Raw genomic sequence first — 22,400 nt, forward strand, 5'->3', positions numbered from 1 at the left:
CCGAAGTCCTTCTGAAGGCCGTCCGTCACCCGGAAGACGCCGCCGAGCTTGCCGACGTCCTCCCCCATGATCAGGACCTTGGGGTCGGAGTCCAGCGCGCGGCGCAGCGACTCGTTGATCGCCTTGGCGAGAGCCATCTTCTCCGCCATCTCAGTGACCCCCCGAAACCGCGGCGGAGCCGCTGTCAGATTCAGTCGCGAACGACGCCTGGTACGCGGCCCACTGGGCGCGCTCCTCGTCGACGAGCGCATGCCCGTCCGCGTACACGTTCTCGAAGATGGCGAAGTGGTCCGGGTCCGGCATGGCACGGACCGCCTCGCGCACTCGCATGCCCAACGCCTCGCTCTCGCTCTCCAGTTCCGCGAAGAATCCGTCGTCCGCGTGGTTTGAAGCCTCCAGGTAGCGGCGCAGGCGCAGGATCGGATCCTTCGCCTCCCAGGCCTGACGCTCCTCGTCACCGCGGTAACGGGTGGGGTCGTCGGAGGTGGTGTGGGCGCCCATGCGGTAGGTGAACGCCTCGACCAGCGTGGGGCCCTCGCCGGCGCGGGCGCGCTCCAGCGCCCACTTCGTCACGGCCAGACAGGCCAGGACGTCGTTGCCGTCGACGCGGACGCCGGGGAAGCCGTAGCCCTGTGCGCGCTGGTAGAGCGGCACCCGGGTCTGCTTCTCGGTCGGCTCGGAGATCGCCCACTGATTGTTCTGGCAGAAGAACACGACCGGGGCGTTGTGAACGGCTGCAAACGTAAACGCCTCGGCGACATCGCCCTGGCTGGTCGCACCGTCGCCGAAGTAGGCGGCGACCGCACTGTCCGCGCCGTCCTTGGCCACGCCCATCGCGTAGCCGGTGGCGTGCAGCGTCTGGGAGCCGATGACGATCGTGTAGAGGTGGAAGTTGTTACTGCTCGGGTCCCAGCCGCCGTGGTCCACGCCCCGGAACTGGGCCATCAGCGCGGCCGGTTCGATGCCGCGGCACCAGGCGACGCCGTGCTCGCGGTACGTGGTGAAGACGTAGTCGTCGTCTCGCAGGGCGCGGCCGGAGCCGATCTGGGCGGCCTCCTGGCCGAGCAGCGACGGCCACAGGCCCAGCTCGCCCTGGCGCTGGAGGGAGGTGGCCTCGGCGTCGAAGCGCCGGGTGAGCACCATGTCGCGGTAGAGGCCGCGCAGGTCAGCGGCGGTCACATCGGCCGTGAACCCGTCGTACTCCGCGTTCCCGATCCGCTCACCCCGCGGGGTGAGCAGTTGTACGGCCCGCGGTTCGCTCCCGGGGCACGCCGGCGCTGTCATCTCGTTGGCTCCTTCGGCTGTCGATCGCCACTCGAGCGCTGTGCGCTCCCGGTGGCCGGCGCGTCCGTCCGCGCAGTCGGTCGTGAAGGGCCCGGCCGGCCTGTCGCTCGTGGCGATCCGGAGGGGGAGCCGGCCGGGCCTGTCGGGCACGGGATCGCCGCCCTGCCATGCCTACCAAGGCGGCCCGCCGGTGCGGGAGGCCTGGATGGCGCGCCCGAGCGGGCCGGTCACCCGGTCACCGCCCGGGGGCATCGGGGGGGTCGATGTGCCAGCCCGGACGGCGTTGTCCGGGGGCACGAGCACCCGTGACAGTGGGCACTTCGAGCCGGTACGCCGATCAAGGGAGTGTCCTGGTGGACGTAGCGGACCGGCACCGACGACAGCGACGGAGAAGCGATGCTCATCGCCGAGAGACTGGCCGGTCCGCTGCCCGCCTACCGGGTCTGCGTCGAGCGGGACGCCGTCCGGCGTTTCGCCGACGCCATCGGCGCGACGGACGACGTGCACCACGACAGGGCGGCGGCGAGGGCCGCCGGCCACCGCGACATCCTGGCGCCGCCCACGTACCTGTTCGGCGTCGATCTCGAACGGGGCGACGTACTGCGCCGGCTGGCCGATGCGGGCGCCGATCCGGCGTCCTGCCTCCACGTCTCACAGGAGTTCGGTTACGACTCGTCCGTCTGTGCCGGTGACACGCTGCTGCTGTCGCCGTCCTTCGCCGTGCCCTCGCTGCCCGGCCGCGGCCCCAGGGAGTTCGTGGCCCGGGACACGGTGGTCCGTCGTCCCGACGGCGGTCGGGTGGCGTGGCTGCGCCAGGTCGTGGCGGTACAGGCGCGGGCGACGACCGGGAGCGCGGCATGACGGCGACGGACGCCTTCGCCACGTGTCCCGGTGCGGAACTGCCCGCGCTGCGGCTGCCCGCGGTCACCCCTGAGCTGGCGGCCGCGTTCGCCGGTGCGTCCGGAGACACCAACCCGATCCATCTGGACTCCGAAGCGGCGCGCGCCGCGGGGCTGCCCGGTGTGATCGCCCACGGCATGCTGACGATGGCGCTGCTGGGCCGACTGGTGACGTCATGGGCGTCCCAGGACCGGCTGCGTGCGCTGCGGACCTCTTTCGTGGCACCGGTGCCGGGCGGTGACGCGATCACCTGCACCGGGACGGTGACCGACGTGACGCGGACCGGGGACGGGGACGGGGACTGCCGGGCGGTGGTCCGGCTCGTCGCCCGCCGTTCGGACGGCAGGACGGTGGCGCGCGGTGTGGCGGAAGTGGCCGTCGACCCCGTTCCCGGGGAGGAGTTGCCCGATGCGGTCGCCTGATGTCCGCCGCTACCTCGACCGCCTGCGGATCGATCACACCGGTCGCCCCAGTGTGGAGGGGTTCAGGGCGCTGCACGCCGCGCACGTGGAGCGCGTGCCGTACGAGACGCTCGACTTCCAGTTGGGCCGTCGTACGTCCATGGCTCCGGAGTACTCGGTGGAACGTGTCCTGGCGGGCCGCGGCGGTTACTGCTTCCACCTCAACGGAGCCTTCGCGCAACTGCTGACGGCGCTCGGCTACGAGGTGACGTGGCACCGGGGCGGAATCCAGGTGGACCGGGACACGCCCGCACCGGGCGCGAACGGCAATCATCTGACCCTCACCGTGTCGGTGGGGGGTGAGACCTGGCTCGCCGACGTCGGTATGGGGGACGCCCTGCATGAGCCGTTGCCGTTGCGGGCGGATGTGTACGAGCAGGGTCCGTTCCGGTACCGGCTCCGGCGGTCGGCGGCGGAACCGGGCGGGTGGCGCCTCGACCACCACGCGCACGGCAAGTTCGCGGGCATGGACTTCTCGACCGCGTCGGCCGCCGCGCCCGACTTCCAGGCCATGCACCGGGTGATGTCCATGTCGCCGGCCTCGGTGTTCGTGCGGATCGCCTCGGTGTACCGGCGGGACGCGGACGGTGTCGACGGCCTGTGCGGGTGTGTGCTGAGCCGCGTCGACCGATCCGGCAGCCGAACGGTGCGCGAACTGACCTCGGCCGACGAGTGGTGGGACACCGTGGCGGGGGTGTTCGGGCTGACCCTGGACGATCTGAACGCGGAGGACCGCGCGCGCCTGTGGGACTGGCTGGTCCGCTCTCACGCGATCAGGCTCCGCCTCAGGGCGGAGCGGGAACAGTCCCCGGCCGGTGCCGCGTGACGGCCGGGGGGACCACCGGGCGTAAGACGGATCCGTACGGCCCTGACTCCGGACGGGACCACTCCGGACGGGACCACTCCGGACGGGACGACTCCGGACGGGACGACTCCGGACGGGACGACTCCGGACGGGACGACTCCGGACGGGACCACTCCGGACGGGACGACTCCGGACGGGACGACTCCGGACGGGACGACTCCGGACGGGACGACTCCGGACGGGACGACTCCGGACGGGACGACTCCGGACGGGTCGCTGCCGACTGGGCCGAGGCCGCACGGGTCTACGACGTGCTCGGAACACCGGTCCCGGTCTGGCGCGGCCGGCTGGCCGACGAGCCGGGCGAGGAGGACCTGCGCCTGTTGTCCGCGGAGGAGTCCGTCCGCTACCGGTCGTTCCACGTCCCCGTCCTGGCCGCACGCTACGCGGGGGCGCATGCCGCGCTGCGCCGTGCTCTGGCGTCCGTGCTGCACACGGATCCCGCCGCGATCGAGTTCGGCCGTGACCCGTGCCCGGTCTGCGGTGAGCGGAAGCACGGCCGCCCGGTGATCACGTTCCCGGTCACCGGCGTGCAGTTCAGCCTGTCCCATTCGGGCCCCGACTGGCTGTGTGCGGTGGCCGACGGCACCGCGGTCGGAGCAGACGTCGAGCGCCTGCGTCGCCAGGTGCCGCCGGGACTGCACGAGGCGGTGCTCAGCCCCGCCGAGCGGTCCTATCTGACGAGCCGTCCCCCTGAGACGTGGCCGGCCGAGTTCGCCCGGTGCTGGACCCGCAAGGAGGCGGTCGTGAAGGGCAGCGGCGTCGGGGTGGCGACCGATCTGCGCCGCGTGGAGGTACGCCCGGACCGCGCGACAGCACTGGTCGGCCACCGGGGTGCCGAGGGCGGGCCGGACACCTGGGCGGTGCGGGACCTGCCCGCGGGACCCGGCCACCGTGCGGCGGTCGCCGTGGCCGTCGTACGGCGTTGAGACGCGGTGGCCGGAGCGCGCTGCCCCGGCCGGCGGCGGGCACCGGTCAAGCGGGCTCCGGTGCGAGTATGCCCTCCTGCATCGCCCTGACCACCGCCATCGTGCGGTTGGGGCAGTTCAGCTTGGCCAGGATGTTGCTCACCAGCCGCTTCACACCGTGCTCGGAGATCACCAGACGGCGCGCCACCTGCTTGTTGCTCAGCCCTTCGGCCAGCAGCTGAAGGACCTCGAGCTCCCGGGGCGTAAGAGTGGTGCCGCGGAAGTCCTGGTCCATGGAGCGCCTCTGTCCCGCCCTGCCGAGCAGTGTCCGGGCCAGGGTGGAGGAGACGAACAGCCTGCCTTCCAGTACGTCGGTCACCGCGGCGGACAGGGTCTGTGTGTTGAGGTCCTGCTGGTCCACGAAACCCTGCCCGTGGATCTTCGCGGCGCGCTCGATGTCCTGGTCGTCGCCGCCGTCGACGAGGACCAGCAGGCGCGTCCCGAGGCTCCGCAGCTTCTCGGCGTACTCCGGCCACTGCTCGCCGGCCTCCTTCGCGGCGAGGAGGACGAGATCCGGAGCGTCGGGAAGCCGGGCGACGACGTCCTCACCGGTGGCGAAACAGCGGACCGAACTCCCGTCGGCCACGGTTCGGATCATGGCCTCGATGCCGTAGCGCTGGACGACGTCCTGTAGCACCACGGCGATATGGCGAGCGGTCGGATACTCGGCGTTCATGTCTCTCCCCCTGGTACCTGGATGCGTGGGCCCAGATGTGTCTCGACCTGGTGGGACGGCCTTTCGACTCGGAAGGGGACACGGGCATCCAGTTTCCGTGTCCCCCTCAGAATAAAAAACGAACGATTGGTTTTCAATGGCCGGTCGCACAGTGAGACGACCGCCATACATGCGGTGGCCGCCGGACCCGGATCCGGCGGCCACCGAGGCGACAGTGTGATCAGTGCGCCTGAGGAGCGGCTTCGCGTTCGGCCGGCGCGGTGTCGGCGGTGGCACCCTGCTTCCCGGCCGCGCCCCGGCCCGCCGTGGCGATCAGAAGGACGACCAGCGCCGTCTCCACCACCGCCAGTACGGGGAGCGCCCCGGGGCCGGACAGGGCGAGCAGCAGGCCGCCCAGCACACCGCCCAGGGACGTACCGAGGTACATGACGCTGGCGTTGAGCGCCATCACCTCGTTGCCGGACGCGCCGGCGCGGCCCAGCAGCCAGACGGCGAGCGGCGGGTTGAGCATGCCGATCGCGAAGGCCATGACCATGACCAGCAGGACCAGCAGCCAGAAGGGGGTCTCGCCCCACAGGACCGATCCGGACAGGCCGGCCATCGCGGTCACCAGCGTCCCGGCGCCGATGAGGACGGTGCGCAGCGGGCCCAGCTTGTCGCTTGCCGTGCCGCCGATCTGGGTCGCGACGAGACCGGCGAAGCCGGCCGCGACGAACAGCCCCGCGATGCCGTTGGTGCCGACGTCGCCCGCCGCCGAGGTGATGGGGGCGATGTACGTCATCATCATCATGCTGCCCGCGGACAGCAGCATCATCGCGCTGAGCCCCCTCAGGACGGGGCCGTGGGTGACCGGGGCGAGCCGCTCGCGCAGCGCCATGGCCGGCGGCGGCTCCAGCGGCGGAAGCAGCGCGAGCATGCTGACGAGGACGACCGCGCCGAGCGCCACGCACATCCAGAAGGCCGCCTGCCAGCCCCAGGCGCCGCCGAGCCAGGTTCCGATCGGCACGCCGAGGAGCTGGGCCAGCATGATGCCGCCGCTGAGCAGGCCGAGCGCCTTGCCGCGCTGTCCCGCCGGCGGGACGGTGCCCGCGGCGGCGAAGCACATCGGAGTCACCGCGGCGGCGGCCATCGCGCTCGCCACGCGGGAGGCGAGCAGCACTTCGTAGGAACCCGCGGTCGCGGCGACGACATTGCCGAGGATGAAGAGCGTGACAGCCCAGGCGGCGAGCGTGCGGCGGGGCACGCGGGCGGTGACCACGGCCGCCAGGGGCGCGCAGATCGCGTACACGATCGAGTAGACGGTCACCAGTTGGCCCGTGGCCGACTCGCTCGTTCCGAGACCGTCGGCCAGTTCGCGCAGGATGCCCGCGACGACGAAGTCGGCGGTGCCGAAGGTGAAAAGTGCCAGCACCATTGGTGCGAGCCAGAGTCCCATGAGGTCCAACCTCTCGGTACGCAGGGGGAGATGCAGTGGGGGTGGCCGCTGCCGGGCCGTCAGAATAGCCAACAGGCGACGTCTAAACAACACGTGTTGATTAGATGCGGGCGTCGGTCAGCGCCTCCTGTCGCGGCCGATCGGTGCCGCAGGCAGGCCCCTTGCAGCGTTCCACGTGCGAAGCCGTGCCCGGAGGCCCGAAGGGGCGGACGAACGAAGGGCTCGCAGCGCGCCGTCCGTCGTGCTCGTTCGTGCAGGGCGTCAGGGCTCGGACGGACCGCCGTCCGGTTCGTACGATCCGGCGGATCCCCCTTTCTTTCCGCACCCGCTCGACCCGCGCGCTGCTGCGCGCCCGGGCGGGCGTGCGGCGACTTCCCCTGGAGGCAGAGAACCGATGTGCGGCATCACCGGCTGGGTGTCCTTCACCCAGGATCTGGCCCATCACGTCGACACCGTGGAAGCGATGAACGCCACCATGTCCTGCCGTGGTCCGGACGCCCACGGCGTCTGGACCGGCCGTCACGCGGCCCTTGCGCACAGCCGGCTCGCGATCATCGACCTGGAGGGCGGGCGGCAGCCCATGTCCGCCGCGGTGCCCGGCGGCGAGGTCGTCATCACGTACAGCGGCGAGGTCTACAACTACCGGGAACTGCGTGAACTCCTCACCGGTCGCGGGCACACCTGGACGACGCGGAGCGACACCGAGGTGGTGCTGCGCGCCTACCTGGAGTGGGGCGACGCCTGCGTCGAGAAGCTCAACGGGATGTTCGCCTTCGCGATCTGGGACTCCCGGTCGGAGCGGCTGCTCCTGGTCCGTGACCGTGCCGGGGTCAAGCCGCTCTTCTACCGTCCGACCGCCGACGGCGTCCTGTTCGGCTCGGAGCTCAAAGCGGTGCTCGCCCACCCCGACAGCGACCGGACCGTCGACGCCGACGGTCTGCGCGAGATGTTCCTGTTCACCCGGACCCCGGGGCAGGCCATCTGGCGGGGCATGCGCGAGATGCGCCCCGGCACCATGGTGACCGTCGACCGGACCGGCGTGCGCGAGCGCGTGTACTGGAAGCTGGAGGCGCACGAACACACGGACGATGTGGCGACCACGACCTCGCACATCCGGGAGCTGCTGGAGGACATCGCCGCCCGGCAGATGGTCTCCGACGTGAGCCGGTGCGTTCTGCTGTCCGGAGGTCTCGACTCCAGCGCGCTCACCGCGCTGACCGCCGCGGGGCTGCGCCGCGACCACGGCGACGAACGCGTCCGCACGTTCGCGGTGGAGTTCGCCGACGGCGCCGAGACGTTCCAGGCGACGGAGTTGCGCGAGACCCAGGACGCGCCGTACATCCGCGAGGTCGTCGCCCATGTGGGCACCGATCACCACGACGTCGTCCTCGACTCCCGCGCCATGACGGACCAGCAGGTGCGCCGGGCCACGGTCCGTGCCCGCGACCTGCCGGGTGTGCACGGTGACATGGACCTCTCGCTGTACCTGCTGTTCCGCGCCGTGCGGGAGCGCTCGACGGTCGCCCTGTCCGGCGAGGCCGCGGACGAACTCTTCGGCGGGTACCTGTGGTTCCACCATCCCGCCGCGCAACAGGCGGACACCTTCCCGTGGATGGCTCTCTTCGGTGACGCCGAACAGGAGGCGCTGAAGCTGCTGCGCCCCGAGGTCAGGGAGCGGCTGCGGCTGGTCGAGTACGCGCGGGACCGCTATGCCGACGCTGTCGCGGAGGTGCCACGGCTGCCCGGTGAGGACGGCCTGGAGGCGCGGATGCGGCGCATCAGCTATCTCAACCTCACCCGGTGGATGCCGTCGCTGCTCGAACGCAAGGACCGGATGAGCATGGCCAGCGGGCTGGAGGTCCGGGTGCCCTTCTGCGATCACCGGCTGACCGAGTACGTGTTCAACACGCCTTGGAGCCTGAAGACCTTCGACGGCCGAGAGAAGAGCCTGCTCAGGGCCGCCGTCCGCGACGTCCTGCCGGCGTCTGTCGCAGACCGCAGGAAGAGCCCCTACCCGTCCACTCAGGACCCGTTCTACCAGCAGTCACTTCAGCAGCAGGCCAAGCAGGTCGCCGCGGAACCGAACAGCACCCTCTTCTCGCTGGTCAGTGATGAGTGGCTGGCCCGTGCCGTCGCCACGGACCCTGCCCGGATGGACATCTCCGTGCGGCACGGCCTGGAGCGGGTGCTGGAACTGGCCACCTGGATCGACCTCTACGGCCCCGACATCGTGATCGACTGATTCCCACCGTTCCACCCCTGCCCCGGGCCCGGTGCGCAAGAAGCGCCCCGGGCCCGTGCGTGTCTGGGAGAGGGCGCCTCCCTGACCGGGGGTCGCCCCAACCGCCCCAACGCCCCGCCGTCTCGTGGTGAGTCGGCGGGGCGTCGGGGGACCAGGATGTACGCGTACGGCGGCCGGCGGGCTCAGCTCGGAGCAGCGGGGCCCGCGCTACGCGGGCGCAGGACCCGCATCATGGGACGCTCGACGCCCCGGTACAGCGCCCAGGCGAGGACGGAGCACACCGCCAGATAGAGCAGGAGGACCACCACTCCCAGCCACATGGGTGCCGCCGCCTCAGGTGAGGTCAGCAGCCCCAACTCGTGCAGCCAGCCGCGCAGATGGACGCCGGTCCACATCAGGAACACCAGCTGCACCATGTACAGCGCGAACGAGATCTCCCCGAGGAACACCATCGTGCGGCTGCGCAGGGGCGTCCACCGGCTTGTGACGTCCGCCTGGGCCAGCGCCGCGATCAGCAGCGCGAAAGGTACGAACGTCACCGCCACGCGCTGCAGCGGTTCGGGTGCGTACGTGCCCAGCCAGATGGAGCCGACGGCCAGCACGAGCGCCACCGGAACGCCCGGCCCCCGCCACAGTCCGCGGCGCACCAGGCAGGCGAGCGCGATGCCGCAGACGAACTCGGCGAGCCGCATGAGCGGGAAGACGTAGACGAACCAGTACATGAACGGTCCGCCGATGGACTCCGTCGGAATGCTCTCGGAACCGCCGGGGTGCTTGAGCGTGAAGGCACTGGACGCCAGGTACGGCACCACGAACGCGGCCACCGCGCACAGTCCGGCCACCCAGCGCAGGGTGAGCGCCCGGGCCGATGCCATGGCGGCGTACAGGGCCGGGAACGCGAGGTAGAAGAACGCCTCGCAACTCAGCGACCAGGCAACCGGGTTGAGCCCGTAGGACACGGACTGGTCCGGCACCCACGACTGGACCAGGAACAGGTGGGTCAGAACCAGCTGCCAGCCGGGGAGCGTGTCCGTGGTGGTCGCGATCCACACGATCGCCAGCACGGTGGTGACGAAGAAGACGGGATAGATCTTGGCGAAGCGTCGCTGCCAGAACCTCCGGGCGGTGTCGTTCGGCTTGCGGGACCACGCGAGGACGAATCCGCTGAGGATGAAGAAGCAGCTCACACCCACGAATCCGGTTCCGAACACCGCATGCAGGGCGGTGTCCAGCGGGGAGAGGTCGGTGGAGCCCGCGGGGGTGCTCAGCATGAGCTTCCCGGCGTGCTCCCCGAAGACCAGCAGTGCCGCCCACCACCTCAGCCCCGTCAGCGAGTCGAGTCTGGAGGCGCCGCCCGCGCCGGTCGTGGTGCCCGTCGGCGCCTCGGCCCCCGTGGTGGTGGCGGCCGGTGCCGGGCCGCGCGCCGGACGGGACGGGACCGGGGATGCCGTACTTGTCGTACTCATCGTCAGGCCCCGGATCCGGACGTCGCCTGCTGGAAGGCGGCGACGGCCTTGCCCATGAAGGCGGAACGGTTCTCCTGAACCCATCGGCCGGACTGCCGCGGACCGTCCAGTCGCCCGTCGAAGTGCGGGGCCACGTAGCGCGCGAGGAGTTCGAAGCTGTGCCGGGTCTGCTCGCGCGGTGCCCAGTCGTTCACCGCGACGAGCAGCCTGCCGAAGCCGCCGGTCCGCTCCACCAGCCGCTCCACGGCCTCGATGCAGTCGTCGACCGATCCGACGATGGCGGCGCCGGACTCGGCCATCGCCGCGACCTCCTCGCCGGCGGGGACTCCGGGGAACTCGACCGGCAGCCCGAGGGTGTCCCGGAAATATCCGTGGGCGAAGCGCCGGAAGCCCTCGCGGACGTCGGCGTACGCCTGCTTGGTCGTCTCGGCCACGTGCACCGGAAGCACGATCCGCCAGTCGCCGCGGCGCATGGCACTGCCAGCCTCCGCCGCGGCCGTCTCGGCGTGCGCCCACTGGGCCGCGAGGTCGATCGGGGGCGCACCCGGGACCGGTGCGCCGAACGACAGGGGGCTGAGCCCGTAACGTCCGGCGAGGCGCATGCTGACCGGCGACGAGGCGCTGGATATGGCCACCTCCAGATCCGGCGAGTACGGCGTCAGGTGCAGTCGCGCGTCACGCAGGGTGAACCAGTCGGTGGAGCGGGTCACCGCCTCCCCGGCCAGCAGGGGGCGAATGACCTCCAGCGCCTCCCCGGTCATACGGCGGGTGTCGACCGCCTCGACGCCGAGCATGTGGGCGTCCGCGGGTGACGACCCCGAACCGACGCCGAACATGACCCGGCCACGGGTCATGTGGTCGAGCTGCACGATGCGGGACGCGGCGTGGAACGGGTGGTGGTACGGCAGGCTCACCACGCCGGTCCCCAGGCGTATGCGACGGGTGCGTTCGGCCGCCGCGGCGAGGAAGACCTCCGGCGAACTGATGGTGCCCCACCCTCCGGAGTGGTGCTCCCCGACCCAGACCTCGTCGAGGCCGAGGTCGTCGAGCCAGGAGATCAGGTCGAGATTGCGCCACATCTGCAGGTCGGGGGCCTCACCCGGCGGATGCAGCGGCGAGATGAACGCGCCGAAGCCTACGGCGGCGGGGGCGGTGGTCATACGGGTCTCCCTGAAGCGTGACGGAAGGGTTCGGGCGGGCCGGCCGGACGGGGCACGGGCCGTCGGCAGGAGCAGGGCAGGGGGCCGCGGCGGCCCGGTGGCCGATCGGGATGGCGGTGCGGCCGATCCCTCGCTCCGACCGGGCGCACCATCACTTTCCCGGCCGGGCACGCGAGCGGGCAATGCCCATCGCAGGTAGCCGAAACGCGGCCCCGGCCCTGCTCGATCGGCCAGCCCGTACGGGTCTTGGGCGGACCGCGGCGCTCCACGAGGGTGAGCGTTGCCGGGCGTGGCCTCTCCACGAGAGGCACTAATAGACACGTGTTGCATAAACTACTGTCGTTGCCTACTCTGGGGTTATGCGAATCGAGATCTGGGCAGACGTCGTCTGCGCGTGGGCGTACATCGGTAAGCGCCGCCTGGAGCGGGCGATCGCGGACCGCGACGATGTCGAGGTGGTCTGGCGGCCCTTCCGTATCGACCCGAGCGCCCCCGTCACGGCCCTTCCCATGGACGAGGCCATGCGTGACCCGCTCATGGACGAGGCACTGCGCGCCTGCGCGCCCGGCCTCACGCCGGCCGAGAACCGGGTGCGGATCTCGGAGGTCGCGGCGGCGGAAGGGCTTGGCCCCTGGCGGGGTGCGAGCTGGCGCGTCAGCAGCCACGACGCCCACCGGCTCCTCGCGCTGGCTCACGAACGCGCTGGCTCCGCAGTGCAGGACGCGCTGGCCGAAGGCCTGATGCACGCCTACTTCATCGAGGGGCGGGACATCGGCGACCGGGCAGTGCTGCGTGACGTCGCCCTTCGGGCGGGATTCGCTGAGGGGCCGGGGCTGCTGGAGACCGAGGCCGGTGAACTGCTCACCCGCGAGCTGCTGTTGCAGGGCAAGGCGCGCAAGGTGCGCACATCACCCTCCTTCGTCGTGGGCAACCAGGCGCTGGCAGGCGCGCAGACGTCCGAGGCGATCGGGGACTTCCTGGCCGGGCTCCGGCGGCAGCCCGACGTACCGGCCGAGGTGAACCGTATGCGCTGGGCGGAGTCACTGATGGAGGAGCGGGACCCGCTCGGCGCGCTCACCCTGCTGCGTCCACTGCTGGCGGACTTCGCCGACGATCCCGCCGTGCGGATCCTCGCGGCCCGCGCCTACTTCGGGTCCGCCCAGCTCAATCGAGCGCGGACCGTACTGGAACCGCTCGTGGAGCAGCGCCCGGACGACTTCTACGTCCGCATGCTGTACGGGCGCACGCTCCAGCGGCTGGGGCTGGATGCCCAGGCACAGCCGCACCTCCGGCTCGCCGTGGCGGCGAGCGACTGAAGTCGCCTGGGCGACCTGGATCCCCGCAGGTCGAGAGGATGAACGAGAGAGAACCGACACGTGACCAAGCAGGACCGGGCGACGGTGACTCGCGCCGCCCTCGTCGAGGCGGCTGCCGCAGAGTTCGCGCGCGACGGTTACGCGGGCGTCTCGCTGGGGCGGGTCTCGCACGCTGCCGGGCTGTCGAACGGAGCGCTGACCTTTCACTTCCGCTCCAAGGCCGATCTCGCCGATGCAGTGGTGGACAGCGCACTGGCGGCGGTCCGGGCGTCGGTCAGCGACGCGCTGGTGGCCGCACCCACGCCGCTGGCCCGCCTCTCGGAGGTGGTCACCGGTATGACGCGCACCCTCCACGCAAACACTGCGGTGCGCGCGGCCGCCCGCCTGGAACTGGACCACTCGGCCGGCCTGAGGCGCTGGTCCAGCGCCTGGCATCCGCAGGTGGGGCAACTCGCCGAGGAGGCCTCCCGGGCCGGCGAACTGCCGGCAGGCACCCGCCCGGAGGATGTCTCCGCACTGGCCGTCCTGTTCATCCGCGCCGTCGCACTCCACATCCGAGCCCACCCGGCTCCCCCCGACGACCTCCGTGATCAGCAGGGTGCCCACGGTTCCATGGCTCAGTACCTGCGCCTGTGGGCCATGGTCTGCCGCGGCTTGACGCCATGACGGTCCAGGCCGGCCGCGATGACCGCGGCGTGGCTCACGCCGGCGGGCAGCGCCGGGTGCTGACGCTTCGGGGGTGCCGGCACAGCCCCGCAGGTCTCGATCGGTGCGGGAGCCGTAGCGGCCGTCCGACGCCGGGGCTGACCTGAGAAGTGCGCCGTCGCACCGCTGCCGGCCGTTGTTGTCCGCCGAATCCGTGCCCCCTCGCGGGCTCGGCGCCCGGGACGCTCCTCAGCCATCATCGGCCAGACCCAGCTCGTGCAGCCAGGCTGTGTCGATCACGCGCGACGGGCTCGCGACGTCGCCGCCGTGCGCCGGGCGAGTACGGCCTGTACCGACGGGTGGGCGGCCGGCTTCGCCGGGAGCCCGGGGGCCGGGGCCGTCGTCCGCTCGTCGGCGTCGCGCGCGGCAGTCATCCGTACTCCTGAGGAGTCGGGTGCGAGACTCGACCGCACGGCGCGAAACCGATCAGTTTCACCTGCCGTAAACCGATCGGTTTCCGCGCGCAAGCCCCGGCGGCGAGCTGCTGGATGTCCGTGAGGCTGTGCGCCTGCGGCTGGGGGTGTTCGGCGATGAGGTCGCGACCCTCGCGGTGGTTGGTGACGCCGGCGGAGTTCTCCGGGTCGCCGGAGGTCGGCCGTGACTCGCCGGGCGCATCGGTCGCCGCGGCTGCTCATGAAGCGCGATGCGTCAGCGCATGTGCGCCGCATCGAGCAGGGCGGCCACGGTGGGGGCGATGAGCCCGGCCTGCGTGTCGGCTTTGATCCCCGCGCGGGCGCTGGCGCCGTCGAAGACCAGGATCAGCTGACGGGCCAGCAGGTCCGGGTCGCTCGCCCCGCCCTGCTCGGCCTCGGCGCGAAAGAAGGCGGTCAGGTTCTCCTTGACCCGGTGGGCCACCTGGCTCGCGGGGTGGCTCGGGTTCTTGAGCTCGATCTGTACGACGAGGTACCGGCAGCCCTGGAAGCCGGGTGCACTCGCCTGTCTCTCCGCCTGTTCGAAGACGTGCAGGATCCGCTCGCGGGGTGGACGGTTGTCGTCCGCCGCGGGAAGGAGCGCCGTCACATAGGCGTGGGCGCGTTCCTCCAGGGTCGCCGCCAGCAGTGCGTCTTTGCTCTCGAACAGCTTGTACATGGAGCGCTTGGACACCCCCGCCGCCTTGCACAGCGCGTCGACGCCGATGTGGACGCCGTCCTGGTAGGTGAGCGCGGCCGCTGCCTCCAGCAGGCGCTCTCGGGAGCTTGGCGTTGCTTCGGTGGTCATACGGCGAGGTTAACTCGATTCCGACCCATCGGAAACCGATCGGTTTACGACGGACGCCGCGAGGCAGCGGTAGAGGCCGGGCGGCGCCTTGACGGGGGTGCGTCCGGACGTCGGCCCCCCATGACGGTCTCTGCTTCAGTGGGCGATCACGGGCTCGCCCTCCGGCGGCGCCAGAGCCTTGTTCGGCGTCAGGAACGCCGTGAGCACCGCGCCGACCACGAAGATCCCGGCGCCCCACGTCAGGGTGGCGGTGCAGCTCTCGACCCCCGCCTGCGCCACGGTCAGCGCGCCCGGCTTGTGCGAGTGCGTGAAACCGAGGTCATGCTGCGCTTCGGGCAGAGCGATGTTCATGACCGTCGCATCGAGCGTGACCATGAGCTGCGCCACGCCCAGCACGACGAGCACCCACCAGCGCACGGCGTGTGAGCCCCGGCCGCCCGAGTCTGTTTTCCCGGAGGCGGGTGCTCCGCGGCCGAAGGTCGTAGTCATGTCTTCCCTCAACGCGACCCCGCCTCCGGCTCGGCAGTGACCCGGCAAGGTCGAACACCCCGCCGAAGTCGGGAGCGTGTAGGGCTTGCGTCGGGAAACCGATCGGTTTACCTTGATGGAAACCGATCGGTTTCTCATTCCCGAGTGAGAGTCATGACCGTTTTGGTGATCCCTCACCCGCAAGGAGCCGTCGAGATGCCCAGCCAAGAGTCACGTCCCACGATTCACATCCCGGGGGCCACCAGCCACAAGATCCCCCCTCGCGGCGGCCGCGAGGGACAGCTGCGTTACCTCAAGGCGGGCACCGGCGCTCCCCTGGTCCTGCTGCACACCGTGCGCACCCAGGCCGAGCACTTCCGCCACCTCATCCCGCTGGTCTCGGATCGCTACACCGTGTACGCCCTGGACCTGCCGGGGATGGGCTACTCCGAGATCGTGCCCGGGGCGTCCTACGGCGAGCCCGCCATGCGCGCGGGCGTCGAGCGGCTGCTTACCGAACTCGACCTCCACGACGTGACGTTGGTGGGGGAGTCCATGGGTGCGGTGCTCGCCCTGACCACCGCGGCCGATCTCCCGGAGCGGGTGCGGCGCGTCGTCGCGGTGAACACCTACGACTTCCGCGGCGGCGTCGCCCGCTCCAGTCTTCTCGCCCGTGTGGTGGTCGGCGGCGTCCTCGCGCCCGGCGTGGGCCCCGTGCTCGCCGGGGTGGAGCCCAAGCCCGCCCTCCGCGCGATCCTTCAAGGCGGCCTCGGCGACAAGGGCGCACTGCGCGAGGACTACGTGGACGAGCTGCTCCAGGTGGGCACCCGCCCCGGCTACCCCACCGTCGCCCGGGCCGTGTACCAGGCCCTGCCCAGCCTCATCGCGGCCCGCTCCCGCTACCCCGAGGTCAAGGCGCCCATCCACCTCGTCTACGGGGAGAAGGACTGGTCCCGCCCCTCGGACCGGGAGGCCAACAAGCAGCTGCTCCCCGCCGCCGAGTTCACACAGGTGCCGAACGCCGGCCACTTCATCGCCCTGGAACGCCCCGACGTACTGGCCGACCTGCTGAATGCGACGGCCTGACCACCGGCACCACCGACCCTGACCCGAGGAGCGGAGCCTGGCGGAGGTCCGGATTTGGCTCGACGTCCCGGCGCTGATGCGTGACGGCACCGTACTGTGCGCGGATGTCTACCGGCCCGGCGGCACGGGAACGTGGCCGGTGCTGCTGAGCCGGCTGCCGTAGGCAAGCAGACACCCGTGATGGCCGTCATGCTCGATCTGGAGGCTGCCGCCCGGCGCGGGTTCATGATGGTCATCCAGGACACCCGCGGGCGAACCCGAGGACACCGCGACCACGGCCCGAGTGGCCCGCCGTTCTGGACTTCGGGCGGTGTCCCACGCCTTCGTTCCGCAGTGATCACATCGCGCCGCCTTGGGGGCGGCGCGTCCCCTGGAAGGACACATCATGAAAATATCCGTTATCGGCGCCGGTGCCATCGGCGGCAACCTCGCCCGCAAGCTCAGCGCAGCCGGTCACGACGTCCAGGTCGCCGACGCGCGCGGCACGGAGTCCGTCGCGCCCGACGTGCTGGAGACCGGCGCCCGTGCCGTTGCTCTCGACGACGCCGTCAAGGACCGTGACGCCGTCGTCCTGGCCATCCCCTTCGGAGTGGCGGGACAGCTGGCCGATCTGTTCGCCACCGTCCCCGCCGAGACGGTGGTCATCGACACCTCCAACTACTACCCGCATCTCAGCGGCCGGATCGAGGCAGTGGAGGGCGGCGCCATCGAGAGCGTCCACACCTCCGAACTCCTCGGTCGTCCCGTGGTCAAGGCATGGAACGCCGCCCTGGCCGAGACCCAGCGGACGAAGGGGCTCCCGGCGGGCACTCCGGGCCGCATCGCCATCCCGGTCGCCGGCGACGCCGAGGAAGCCAAGCGCGTGGCCATGCGCCTGGTGGACGACACCGGATTCGATCCCTACGACGCCGGCCCGCTGGCCGACTCCTGGCGTCAGCAGCCGATGGGCCCCGCCTACTGCACCGAGCTGACCCTGGAGGAGCTGCCGGCTGCCCTGGCCGCGGCCGACCGCGTCAAGGACGCGGCAGTGCGGGAGAGCATGGGGGAGCGCTTCGCCGCCCTGGGCGCCGAGCCCACCCTGGAGGACGTCGTCGAGATGAACCGCGCCGCCCATAGGTGACCATGCCTGCCGTCGGCCCCGCGGTGCACTTCCCGTACGAGAAGTCACCGACAGCTCCTCTCGTACGGAGCGCCGCGGCCGGTTTCTCCGGCACCGCGCTTCCCACCCTTGCGTCCTGACCCTCACGGAGCAGCACCCGGCGCATGGCGACCGCCCGGCGCGAACCTGTCCAGCTACACGGACCGCCACCCCAATGTCCGACGCTCCGCCCGACAGGCTCTCCGCGACGCCATCCCCGTCTCACAGGCCACCATGAGTGGCTGACGGCGGCTCGCGACGCGAACCTGCCAGTGATCACCTCAGCCGTCGTGCTGGTCGAGGTGATCCACCCGAAGATCAACGACGCCGCACTGAAGTGGACCCTGTCCCGCCTGAGTGTCGAGCCGGTGACCCAGGCCGTCGCGCAATCCGCTGCCGCGTTGCTGCGTACAGCGGGGTTGCACGGCCACAAGTACGCCATCGACGCCATGCTGTGCGCGACCGCCCTTCAGTGTCCCGGCCGGGTGACGATCCTGACGTCCGATGTGGAAGTCATCGGCCAACTCACTGCCGAGCATCCACGTGTGAGTGCGGAGAAGGTCTGAGCCAAGGGCCTTGTTCGACTGCCGGCCTCCGAGGCGGCGTGGCACCGCCCGCACCACCGACCTGTCTGTCGTGCTGGTCAAGCCCTGCGGGTGGGCGCCGCCGCGCAGGGGGGTGCCGGGGCGCGGGCGGCTTCCGTGCGCCAGGCGAGTTCCGCCGCCGCTTCGAGCAGGAGACGACCTCCGCCCGCCGGGTGCAGAGCTACCACATCGTCCCCGTCGTCAACTCCGAGGCGGGCGCCCGTACTGTGATTCCAGGATGCTGCGGCCGTGCCAGAAAGGGAGACCGCCGACCCCGACGATCAACGTTCCGGCACGACTCTGGCACGCGACGCCTGACCACCGACTGATCACCGCGCGCAACAACAAGGCCCAGGTCTCTGACCTGGGCCTCAAGAGTGGAGCGGGTGACGAGAATCGAACTCGCGCTCTCAGCTTGGGAAGCTGATGTTCTACCATTAAACTACACCCGCGTAAGACGCCGACCGAGTCGGTGTCCGAGCGATCGCCACTTTACCTCATGTCAGGCCCCCGGTGTTGATGCCGCGGGGCCTGAGGTTGTTTCAGGGATGGGATGCGGCTGCGGGGGAAGGGAGTTGGGGCGTACGGTGGTGGGGCGTGAGAGGGCCCGGGCGGGACCGGAGTGCCGCCTGGAAGGCCGTCCCTTTGATCCCGTACTGTGGCTTTTGTCGTCAGGCAAGCAGCAGCCAGACGCGGCTCTTGGGGAAGGGACTCTTGGACTTGATGGAGCGCACCGTCGTCCGTTGTGCCGATGGGCACGTGTTCACCACCGCTTCGTTCCCGATGCAGCAGGCCGAGCGGCTCGGCCCCGGGCGGCTGCTTCGGTGCCCGCGATGCGCGCGGCTCCGGAGCGTGGTGCCCGTCAGCTATCAGAAGCGGTAGCGGTAACGGACAAAAGCACAAGGCAACAGGCACAAGGCGCGCGGAGACGTCCGGTTGTGGTCGCTCCGCGCGTCTTGCGTATCCTCGGGGCGTGCTTCTCTCAGACAAGGACATCCGGGCCGAGATCGACGCCGGGCGGGTACGGATCGATCCCTATGACGACTCGATGGTGCAGCCGTCGAGCATCGACGTGCGCCTCGACCGCTACTTCCGGGTGTTCGAGAATCACCGGTACCCCCACATCGACCCCGCCATCGAGCAGTCCGACCTGACCCGGCTCGTGGAGCCGGAGGGGGACGAGCCGTTCATCCTGCACCCCGGGGAGTTCGTCCTCGCCAGCACCTACGAGGTCATCACCCTCCCCGACGATCTCGCCTCCCGGCTGGAGGGCAAGAGCTCGCTCGGCCGGCTCGGGCTCGTGACGCACTCCACCGCCGGGTTCATCGACCCCGGCTTCAGCGGGCACGTCACCCTGGAGCTGTCCAACCTCGCCACTCTGCCCATCAAGCTCTGGCCGGGCATGAAGATCGGGCAGCTGTGCATGTTCAAGCTGAGCTCGCCCGCCGACTTCCCGTACGGCAGCGAGCGGTACGGGTCCCGGTACCAGGGGCAGCGCGGGCCGACCGCCTCCCGGTCCTTCCTCAACTTCCACCGGACCCAGGTGTGAGCGACATGAGCACGAACGCCGTGCGCGAGAACCTGACCTACGAGAAGTTCGGCGTCGCCGTGCGTGAGCTCGCGCAGGCCATCGCCGACGACGGCTACGAGCCCGACATAGTCCTCAGCATCGCCCGCGGCGGCGTCTTCGTGGCCGGCGGTCTCGCCTACGCCCTCGACTGCAAGAACATCCACCTGGTCAACGTGGAGTTCTACACCGGCGTCGGGACGACCCTGGAGATGCCCGTCATGCTCGCCCCCGTCCCCAACGTGATCGACTTCTCGCGGAAGAAGGTGCTGATCACCGACGACGTCGCCGACACCGGCAAGACGCTCAAGCTGGTGCGCGACTTCTGCCTCGACACCGTCGCCGAGGTGCGCAGCGCGGTCGTCTACGAGAAGTCCCAGTCACTCGTGAAGTGCGAGTACGTGTGGAAGCGCACCGATGAGTGGATCAACTTCCCGTGGAGTGTCTTGCCTCCAGTACACAAGTCGGGCGAGGCGCCGAAGGAGAACAAGGAAGCGCTCTGACTTCGGTTGCTGTGCACCGAGGTCTGGTGAGGCTGCTCAGGGCACTGTGCCCCTACCAGGCGTATGGCCACCCGGCGGCAACGGATGCCCCCTGGAGTGCGAGCCGCCAGGGGGGTGCATCATTGGCCCATCCTTCGTGGCGCCTCCTAGGGAGATCTGCATGCCTGCTATCGACAGCACGCCGGGCCGACGCCCCCCAAGAGCGACGACAGTCGTTGCGGGCGCGGCTGTCGTGCTTCTGGCGCTGGCCGGATGCGGCACTGACACAAGTGATACGGAGGCGAGCGGCACGGCGCGTGGTTCCAAGTCGCCGGCAGCCGGCGCATCGCCCGACAGCGGTGACGGGTCGCGCGCCGCCAAGGCTGCCGCGCTTGTTCACAGGGCGATGGACGCGACTTTCGATCAGGAGTACCTGAGCTCGACCCGGCGTACCAAGACCGAGGGCACAACCACGCTGCGTATTGCCCCGGGCGGGGACAGGACGGCATGCAAGGCGCAGTCCCGAAAGGGTTCCGCCTCCCTCGACTTCATCGTCACTGAATCCGCGCTCTATTCGCGAGGTAGCAAAGAGGCCCTGGAACTGTCACCCGAGGGCAAAGCAGATCCCGTACGGGTGCAGGTCATGGCTGACCGGTGGGTGAAGCGTGGCGCCGCCGTGTCCGAGGCCGCGGGTGACATGTGCGAGGCAACGACCCGCCGGACCTGGCTGGAAGAGCGCATACCTTCCCTGGGGCGTCTGGCCGAAGAAAAGCCCAGGCAGCAGTCGATGAAGGTGCAAGAACGATCCGCCACCAAAATCACGTACGAGCGTGCGGGGGGACCGCTGGAGTTCTACATCGCCGCTGAGGGCAGCCCGCTCCTCCTGCGGGTCACCTACCCGGCCACGGACCTCGATGAGTCGTTCAGCGACTTCGGCAAGCCTTTCCGAGTGGTCGCGCCGTCCGCCGCGGTCTCGGAGTCGCAGATGGCACGAGAGGTCCTCGCGGCTCAGTGAGTTCGCCGCACCCGGCGACCTTCGCGTCGTAGCGCGTCGGCGGCCTCGGCCTGGTCGGTCGAACCGCCCGTGGTGCGCCGGGTCGGGCAGGTGCTCGACGCCTGACCAGCGGGAGAAGACAGAAGGAGGGGCTCCCCAGGGGAGCCCCTCTCTCGTGCCCGTGGAAGATCAGACCGTGCCCAGCTTCACGATCGACAGCAGCGCGATCAGCTGGATCGCCGACGCGCCCAGCGCCTTCGGCCAGGGCAGGTCGTGGGAGCGGCCGACCATCAGGGTCAGCAGGACGCCGCCCGCGATCCAGGTGGCCCAGCCGAGCAGCTGGACGAACATCGCGTCGCCGCCCGCGAACATCGCGAAGACCAGGCGGGGCGCGTCCGTGAGGGACATGATCAGCATGGACAGGCCGACCGTGGGCTGCCAGGCGCCGTCACCGCCGAGCTGGCGGGCCAGGGTGTGGGTGACCACGCCCAGGACGAAGGCGCTGAGCACCATCGCGACGGCCGTCGTCAGGACGATCGGGACCGCGTTCGACAGTGTGGCGTTTATCGCATCCTTGCGGGCGCCGTCGAAGCCGAAGACGGCCAGCAGCCCGTAGAGGAACGTGACGATGAGGGCCGGGCCCCACATCGCGTAGTCCCGCATCTGGAGGAAGGTCTGGTTGGGGGCGAGGACGATCCCCCGGAGCAGGTCCTTCCAGTGCAGGCGCGGGCCGACCGGGCCGGGGGCCGGGGCCGCCGAGCCGGCGCGGTAGGTGTCGCCCTGGGTGTAGGGATCGTCGCCGACCGAGAAGGCCTGGGTGTGGCCCGGGTTGTTCGCCGCGTACGGGTCGGGCGGGCCCTGCGGGCCGGGCGGGTACGCGCCGTCGCCGAAGTACTCCGGCTCGCCCTGGCCGCCGTAACCGCCGCCGTGCGCGGCGTTCGGCTGCGGCCATGCCGGGCCGCCGCCGTTGCCGTACGGCGGTTGCTGCCGCGGGTAGGGCTGCGGCGCCGGCGGGGAGCCGTACGACGGCCCCTGCGGCGTCTGCTGCCCGTACGGGGGGTTGTGCGGTCGCGTCTGAGGAGCGCCGTTGTTCCGGCCGCGTCCGATCCTGAATCCAGCCACGTCTTCGAACGTACCTGGTCCCCGGCGGTGGCGTGCCGGGCCCGGGCTTCCGGGCCCGGCTTTGCGGCCGAGCTGTGACATCCCTTAAGGGGCTGGGACTTGGGGTGTCGGTGAGGCGTCAGGGTTCGGCCTTACGGGCCGTGCCCCCGGGGGCCGGTTCAGCCGTATGGGCCCCGGAGCCGGAGCCGGAGCCGGAGCCGGAGCCGGAGCCGGAGCCGGAGCCGGAGCCGGAGCCGGAGCCACCGGGCCCCGGAGCCGGAGCC

21 protein-coding genes, 1 tRNA gene and 2 pseudogenes are annotated in these 22,400 nt (G+C 70.7%); 13 read left to right on the forward strand and 11 right to left on the reverse strand.

Translation table 11 applies throughout. The annotated features are described in order from the left end of the window. Together AB0E85_RS37205 and pdhA are read right to left on the reverse strand one after the other, a co-directional pair. Positions 1-149 (reverse strand): annotated as a pseudogene (locus tag AB0E85_RS37205) (alpha-ketoacid dehydrogenase subunit beta); the annotation flags it as partial. A 1-nt stretch (position 150) separates the two neighbouring features. Beyond that, the gene (gene pdhA, locus AB0E85_RS37210) at positions 151-1,284 is read right to left on the reverse strand and encodes a pyruvate dehydrogenase (acetyl-transferring) E1 component subunit alpha (RefSeq protein ID WP_361936964.1); all 1,134 of its coding nucleotides are present in this window, start codon (positions 1,282-1,284) and stop codon (positions 151-153) included. 396 nt (positions 1,285-1,680) lie between these two features. Between pdhA and AB0E85_RS37215 the strand changes: the two genes are divergently transcribed. The 4 genes from AB0E85_RS37215 to AB0E85_RS37230 are packed head-to-tail and all read left to right on the forward strand — an operon-like array spanning position 1,681 to position 4,439. Next, positions 1,681-2,145: a MaoC family dehydratase N-terminal domain-containing protein gene (locus tag AB0E85_RS37215; RefSeq protein ID WP_361936966.1), complete on the forward strand. Its 465-nt coding sequence runs from the start codon at positions 1,681-1,683 to the stop codon at positions 2,143-2,145. Beyond that, positions 2,142-2,606 (forward strand): MaoC/PaaZ C-terminal domain-containing protein, encoded by a 465-nt coding sequence (locus AB0E85_RS37220; protein WP_361936968.1) that lies wholly within the window; start codon positions 2,142-2,144, stop codon positions 2,604-2,606. The genes AB0E85_RS37215 and AB0E85_RS37220 overlap by 4 nt, the downstream gene beginning before the upstream one ends. Next, positions 2,593-3,471 carry an arylamine N-acetyltransferase gene (locus AB0E85_RS37225; RefSeq protein ID WP_361936970.1) on the forward strand — a complete coding sequence of 293 codons (879 nt, stop codon included), beginning with the start codon at positions 2,593-2,595 and terminating at the stop codon, positions 3,469-3,471. Before AB0E85_RS37220 ends, AB0E85_RS37225 begins: the two co-directional genes overlap by 14 nt. Next, entirely contained in the window at positions 3,468-4,439 is a 972-nt protein-coding gene (locus AB0E85_RS37230) for a 4'-phosphopantetheinyl transferase superfamily protein (protein WP_361936972.1), read from the forward strand. Before AB0E85_RS37225 ends, AB0E85_RS37230 begins: the two co-directional genes overlap by 4 nt. Positions 4,440-4,485: 46 nt before the next feature. Here the strand turns inward: AB0E85_RS37230 and AB0E85_RS37235 are convergent, their stop codons facing one another. Next, positions 4,486-5,154 carry a response regulator transcription factor gene (locus AB0E85_RS37235; RefSeq protein WP_361936974.1) on the reverse strand — a complete coding sequence of 223 codons (669 nt, stop codon included), beginning with the start codon at positions 5,152-5,154 and terminating at the stop codon, positions 4,486-4,488. A 220-nt stretch (positions 5,155-5,374) separates the two neighbouring features. After that, positions 5,375-6,589 carry an MFS transporter gene (locus AB0E85_RS37240; RefSeq protein WP_361936976.1) on the reverse strand — a complete coding sequence of 405 codons (1,215 nt, stop codon included), beginning with the start codon at positions 6,587-6,589 and terminating at the stop codon, positions 5,375-5,377. A gap of 394 nt (positions 6,590-6,983) precedes the next feature. Here AB0E85_RS37240 and asnB point away from each other — a divergent pair, with 394 nt between their 5' ends. Then, positions 6,984-8,831 (forward strand): asparagine synthase (glutamine-hydrolyzing), encoded by a 1,848-nt coding sequence (gene asnB / locus AB0E85_RS37245; protein ID WP_361936978.1) that lies wholly within the window; start codon positions 6,984-6,986, stop codon positions 8,829-8,831. Between the two features lie 182 nt (positions 8,832-9,013). On the opposite strand, the gene AB0E85_RS37250 is transcribed toward asnB, so the two are convergent. Both AB0E85_RS37250 and AB0E85_RS37255 read right to left on the reverse strand, forming a co-directional pair. Next, positions 9,014-10,297 carry an acyltransferase gene (locus AB0E85_RS37250; protein WP_361936980.1) on the reverse strand — a complete coding sequence of 428 codons (1,284 nt, stop codon included), beginning with the start codon at positions 10,295-10,297 and terminating at the stop codon, positions 9,014-9,016. 2 nt (positions 10,298-10,299) lie between these two features. Then, positions 10,300-11,457: an LLM class flavin-dependent oxidoreductase gene (locus tag AB0E85_RS37255; RefSeq protein ID WP_361936982.1), complete on the reverse strand. Its 1,158-nt coding sequence runs from the start codon at positions 11,455-11,457 to the stop codon at positions 10,300-10,302. A gap of 359 nt (positions 11,458-11,816) precedes the next feature. Here AB0E85_RS37255 and AB0E85_RS37260 point away from each other — a divergent pair, with 359 nt between their 5' ends. Both AB0E85_RS37260 and AB0E85_RS37265 read left to right on the forward strand, forming a co-directional pair. Beyond that, positions 11,817-12,773, forward strand: coding sequence for a DsbA family protein (locus tag AB0E85_RS37260; protein ID WP_361936984.1), 957 nt, complete (start codon positions 11,817-11,819; stop codon positions 12,771-12,773). 60 nt (positions 12,774-12,833) lie between these two features. Further along, on the forward strand, positions 12,834-13,439 hold the full coding sequence (locus AB0E85_RS37265) for a TetR/AcrR family transcriptional regulator (RefSeq protein ID WP_361936986.1): 606 nt from the start codon (positions 12,834-12,836) through the stop codon (positions 13,437-13,439). Positions 13,440-13,714: 275 nt separating this feature from the next. Here AB0E85_RS37265 and AB0E85_RS37270 read toward each other — a convergent pair whose 3' ends face one another. The 3 genes from AB0E85_RS37270 to AB0E85_RS37280 form a co-directional block, all read right to left on the reverse strand. After that, positions 13,715-13,852, reverse strand: a complete 138-nt coding sequence (locus AB0E85_RS37270; protein ID WP_361936988.1) for a hypothetical protein — start codon at positions 13,850-13,852, stop codon at positions 13,715-13,717. A gap of 274 nt (positions 13,853-14,126) precedes the next feature. Beyond that, a complete protein-coding gene (locus AB0E85_RS37275; RefSeq protein ID WP_361936990.1) occupies positions 14,127-14,696 on the reverse strand; it encodes a TetR/AcrR family transcriptional regulator in 570 nt (189 codons plus the stop codon). Positions 14,697-14,831: 135 nt separating this feature from the next. Next, positions 14,832-15,185 (reverse strand): hypothetical protein, encoded by a 354-nt coding sequence (locus AB0E85_RS37280; RefSeq protein WP_361936992.1) that lies wholly within the window; start codon positions 15,183-15,185, stop codon positions 14,832-14,834. Between the two features lie 195 nt (positions 15,186-15,380). Here AB0E85_RS37280 and AB0E85_RS37285 point away from each other — a divergent pair, with 195 nt between their 5' ends. From AB0E85_RS37285 to AB0E85_RS37295, 3 genes and pseudogenes are all read left to right on the forward strand, one after another. Then, a complete protein-coding gene (locus AB0E85_RS37285; RefSeq protein WP_361936994.1) occupies positions 15,381-16,250 on the forward strand; it encodes an alpha/beta hydrolase in 870 nt (289 codons plus the stop codon). Positions 16,251-16,635: 385 nt separating this feature from the next. Continuing rightward, complete coding sequence (locus AB0E85_RS37290) at positions 16,636-17,370, forward strand: NAD(P)-binding domain-containing protein (protein WP_361936996.1); 735 nt, start codon at positions 16,636-16,638, stop codon at positions 17,368-17,370. Between the two features lie 251 nt (positions 17,371-17,621). Continuing rightward, positions 17,622-17,954, forward strand: a pseudogene (locus AB0E85_RS37295) (DNA-binding protein); the annotation flags it as partial. Between the two features lie 396 nt (positions 17,955-18,350). On the opposite strand, the gene AB0E85_RS37300 reads toward AB0E85_RS37295, so the two are convergent. Further along, a tRNA-Gly gene (locus AB0E85_RS37300) sits at positions 18,351-18,424 on the reverse strand. Between the two features lie 521 nt (positions 18,425-18,945). Between AB0E85_RS37300 and dcd the strand changes: the two genes are divergently transcribed. From dcd to AB0E85_RS37315, 3 genes are all read left to right on the forward strand, one after another. Beyond that, positions 18,946-19,521: a dCTP deaminase gene (gene dcd, locus AB0E85_RS37305; RefSeq protein WP_184560702.1), complete on the forward strand. Its 576-nt coding sequence runs from the start codon at positions 18,946-18,948 to the stop codon at positions 19,519-19,521. Between the two features lie 5 nt (positions 19,522-19,526). Beyond that, on the forward strand, positions 19,527-20,042 hold the full coding sequence (locus AB0E85_RS37310; protein WP_361936998.1) for a phosphoribosyltransferase: 516 nt from the start codon (positions 19,527-19,529) through the stop codon (positions 20,040-20,042). 160 nt (positions 20,043-20,202) lie between these two features. Next, positions 20,203-21,036 (forward strand): hypothetical protein, encoded by an 834-nt coding sequence (locus AB0E85_RS37315; protein WP_361937000.1) that lies wholly within the window; start codon positions 20,203-20,205, stop codon positions 21,034-21,036. A 168-nt stretch (positions 21,037-21,204) separates the two neighbouring features. On the opposite strand, the gene AB0E85_RS37320 is transcribed toward AB0E85_RS37315, so the two are convergent. Continuing rightward, positions 21,205-22,218 carry a Yip1 family protein gene (locus tag AB0E85_RS37320; protein ID WP_361937002.1) on the reverse strand — a complete coding sequence of 338 codons (1,014 nt, stop codon included), beginning with the start codon at positions 22,216-22,218 and terminating at the stop codon, positions 21,205-21,207. Positions 22,219-22,400: the final 182 nt, after the last annotated feature.

This window comes from Streptomyces sp. NPDC029044 (assembly GCF_040637495.1).
In the GTDB taxonomy this organism is placed as follows: Bacteria; Actinomycetota; Actinomycetes; order Streptomycetales; family Streptomycetaceae; genus Streptomyces.

Bases quoted from the DNA above. Each gene is read 5' to 3' on its own strand.
- pdhA (WP_361936964.1), bottom strand. From the start codon at position 1,284: ATGACAGCGCCGGCGTGCCCCGGGAGCGAACCGCGGGCCGTACAACTG.
- AB0E85_RS37215 (WP_361936966.1), top strand. From the start codon at position 1,681: ATGCTCATCGCCGAGAGACTGGCCGGTCCGCTGCCCGCCTACCGGGTC.
- AB0E85_RS37220 (WP_361936968.1), top strand. From the start codon at position 2,142: ATGACGGCGACGGACGCCTTCGCCACGTGTCCCGGTGCGGAACTGCCC.
- AB0E85_RS37225 (WP_361936970.1), top strand. From the start codon at position 2,593: ATGCGGTCGCCTGATGTCCGCCGCTACCTCGACCGCCTGCGGATCGAT.
- AB0E85_RS37235 (WP_361936974.1), bottom strand. From the start codon at position 5,154: ATGAACGCCGAGTATCCGACCGCTCGCCATATCGCCGTGGTGCTACAG.
- AB0E85_RS37240 (WP_361936976.1), bottom strand. From the start codon at position 6,589: ATGGGACTCTGGCTCGCACCAATGGTGCTGGCACTTTTCACCTTCGGC.
- asnB (WP_361936978.1), top strand. From the start codon at position 6,984: ATGTGCGGCATCACCGGCTGGGTGTCCTTCACCCAGGATCTGGCCCAT.
- AB0E85_RS37250 (WP_361936980.1), bottom strand. From the start codon at position 10,297: ATGAGTACGACAAGTACGGCATCCCCGGTCCCGTCCCGTCCGGCGCGC.
- AB0E85_RS37255 (WP_361936982.1), bottom strand. From the start codon at position 11,457: ATGACCACCGCCCCCGCCGCCGTAGGCTTCGGCGCGTTCATCTCGCCG.
- AB0E85_RS37260 (WP_361936984.1), top strand. From the start codon at position 11,817: ATGCGAATCGAGATCTGGGCAGACGTCGTCTGCGCGTGGGCGTACATC.
- AB0E85_RS37270 (WP_361936988.1), bottom strand. From the start codon at position 13,852: ATGACTGCCGCGCGCGACGCCGACGAGCGGACGACGGCCCCGGCCCCC.
- AB0E85_RS37275 (WP_361936990.1), bottom strand. From the start codon at position 14,696: ATGACCACCGAAGCAACGCCAAGCTCCCGAGAGCGCCTGCTGGAGGCA.
- AB0E85_RS37280 (WP_361936992.1), bottom strand. From the start codon at position 15,185: ATGACTACGACCTTCGGCCGCGGAGCACCCGCCTCCGGGAAAACAGAC.
- AB0E85_RS37285 (WP_361936994.1), top strand. From the start codon at position 15,381: ATGCCCAGCCAAGAGTCACGTCCCACGATTCACATCCCGGGGGCCACC.
- AB0E85_RS37290 (WP_361936996.1), top strand. From the start codon at position 16,636: ATGAAAATATCCGTTATCGGCGCCGGTGCCATCGGCGGCAACCTCGCC.
- AB0E85_RS37310 (WP_361936998.1), top strand. From the start codon at position 19,527: ATGAGCACGAACGCCGTGCGCGAGAACCTGACCTACGAGAAGTTCGGC.
- AB0E85_RS37315 (WP_361937000.1), top strand. From the start codon at position 20,203: ATGCCTGCTATCGACAGCACGCCGGGCCGACGCCCCCCAAGAGCGACG.
- AB0E85_RS37320 (WP_361937002.1), bottom strand. From the start codon at position 22,218: ATGTCACAGCTCGGCCGCAAAGCCGGGCCCGGAAGCCCGGGCCCGGCA.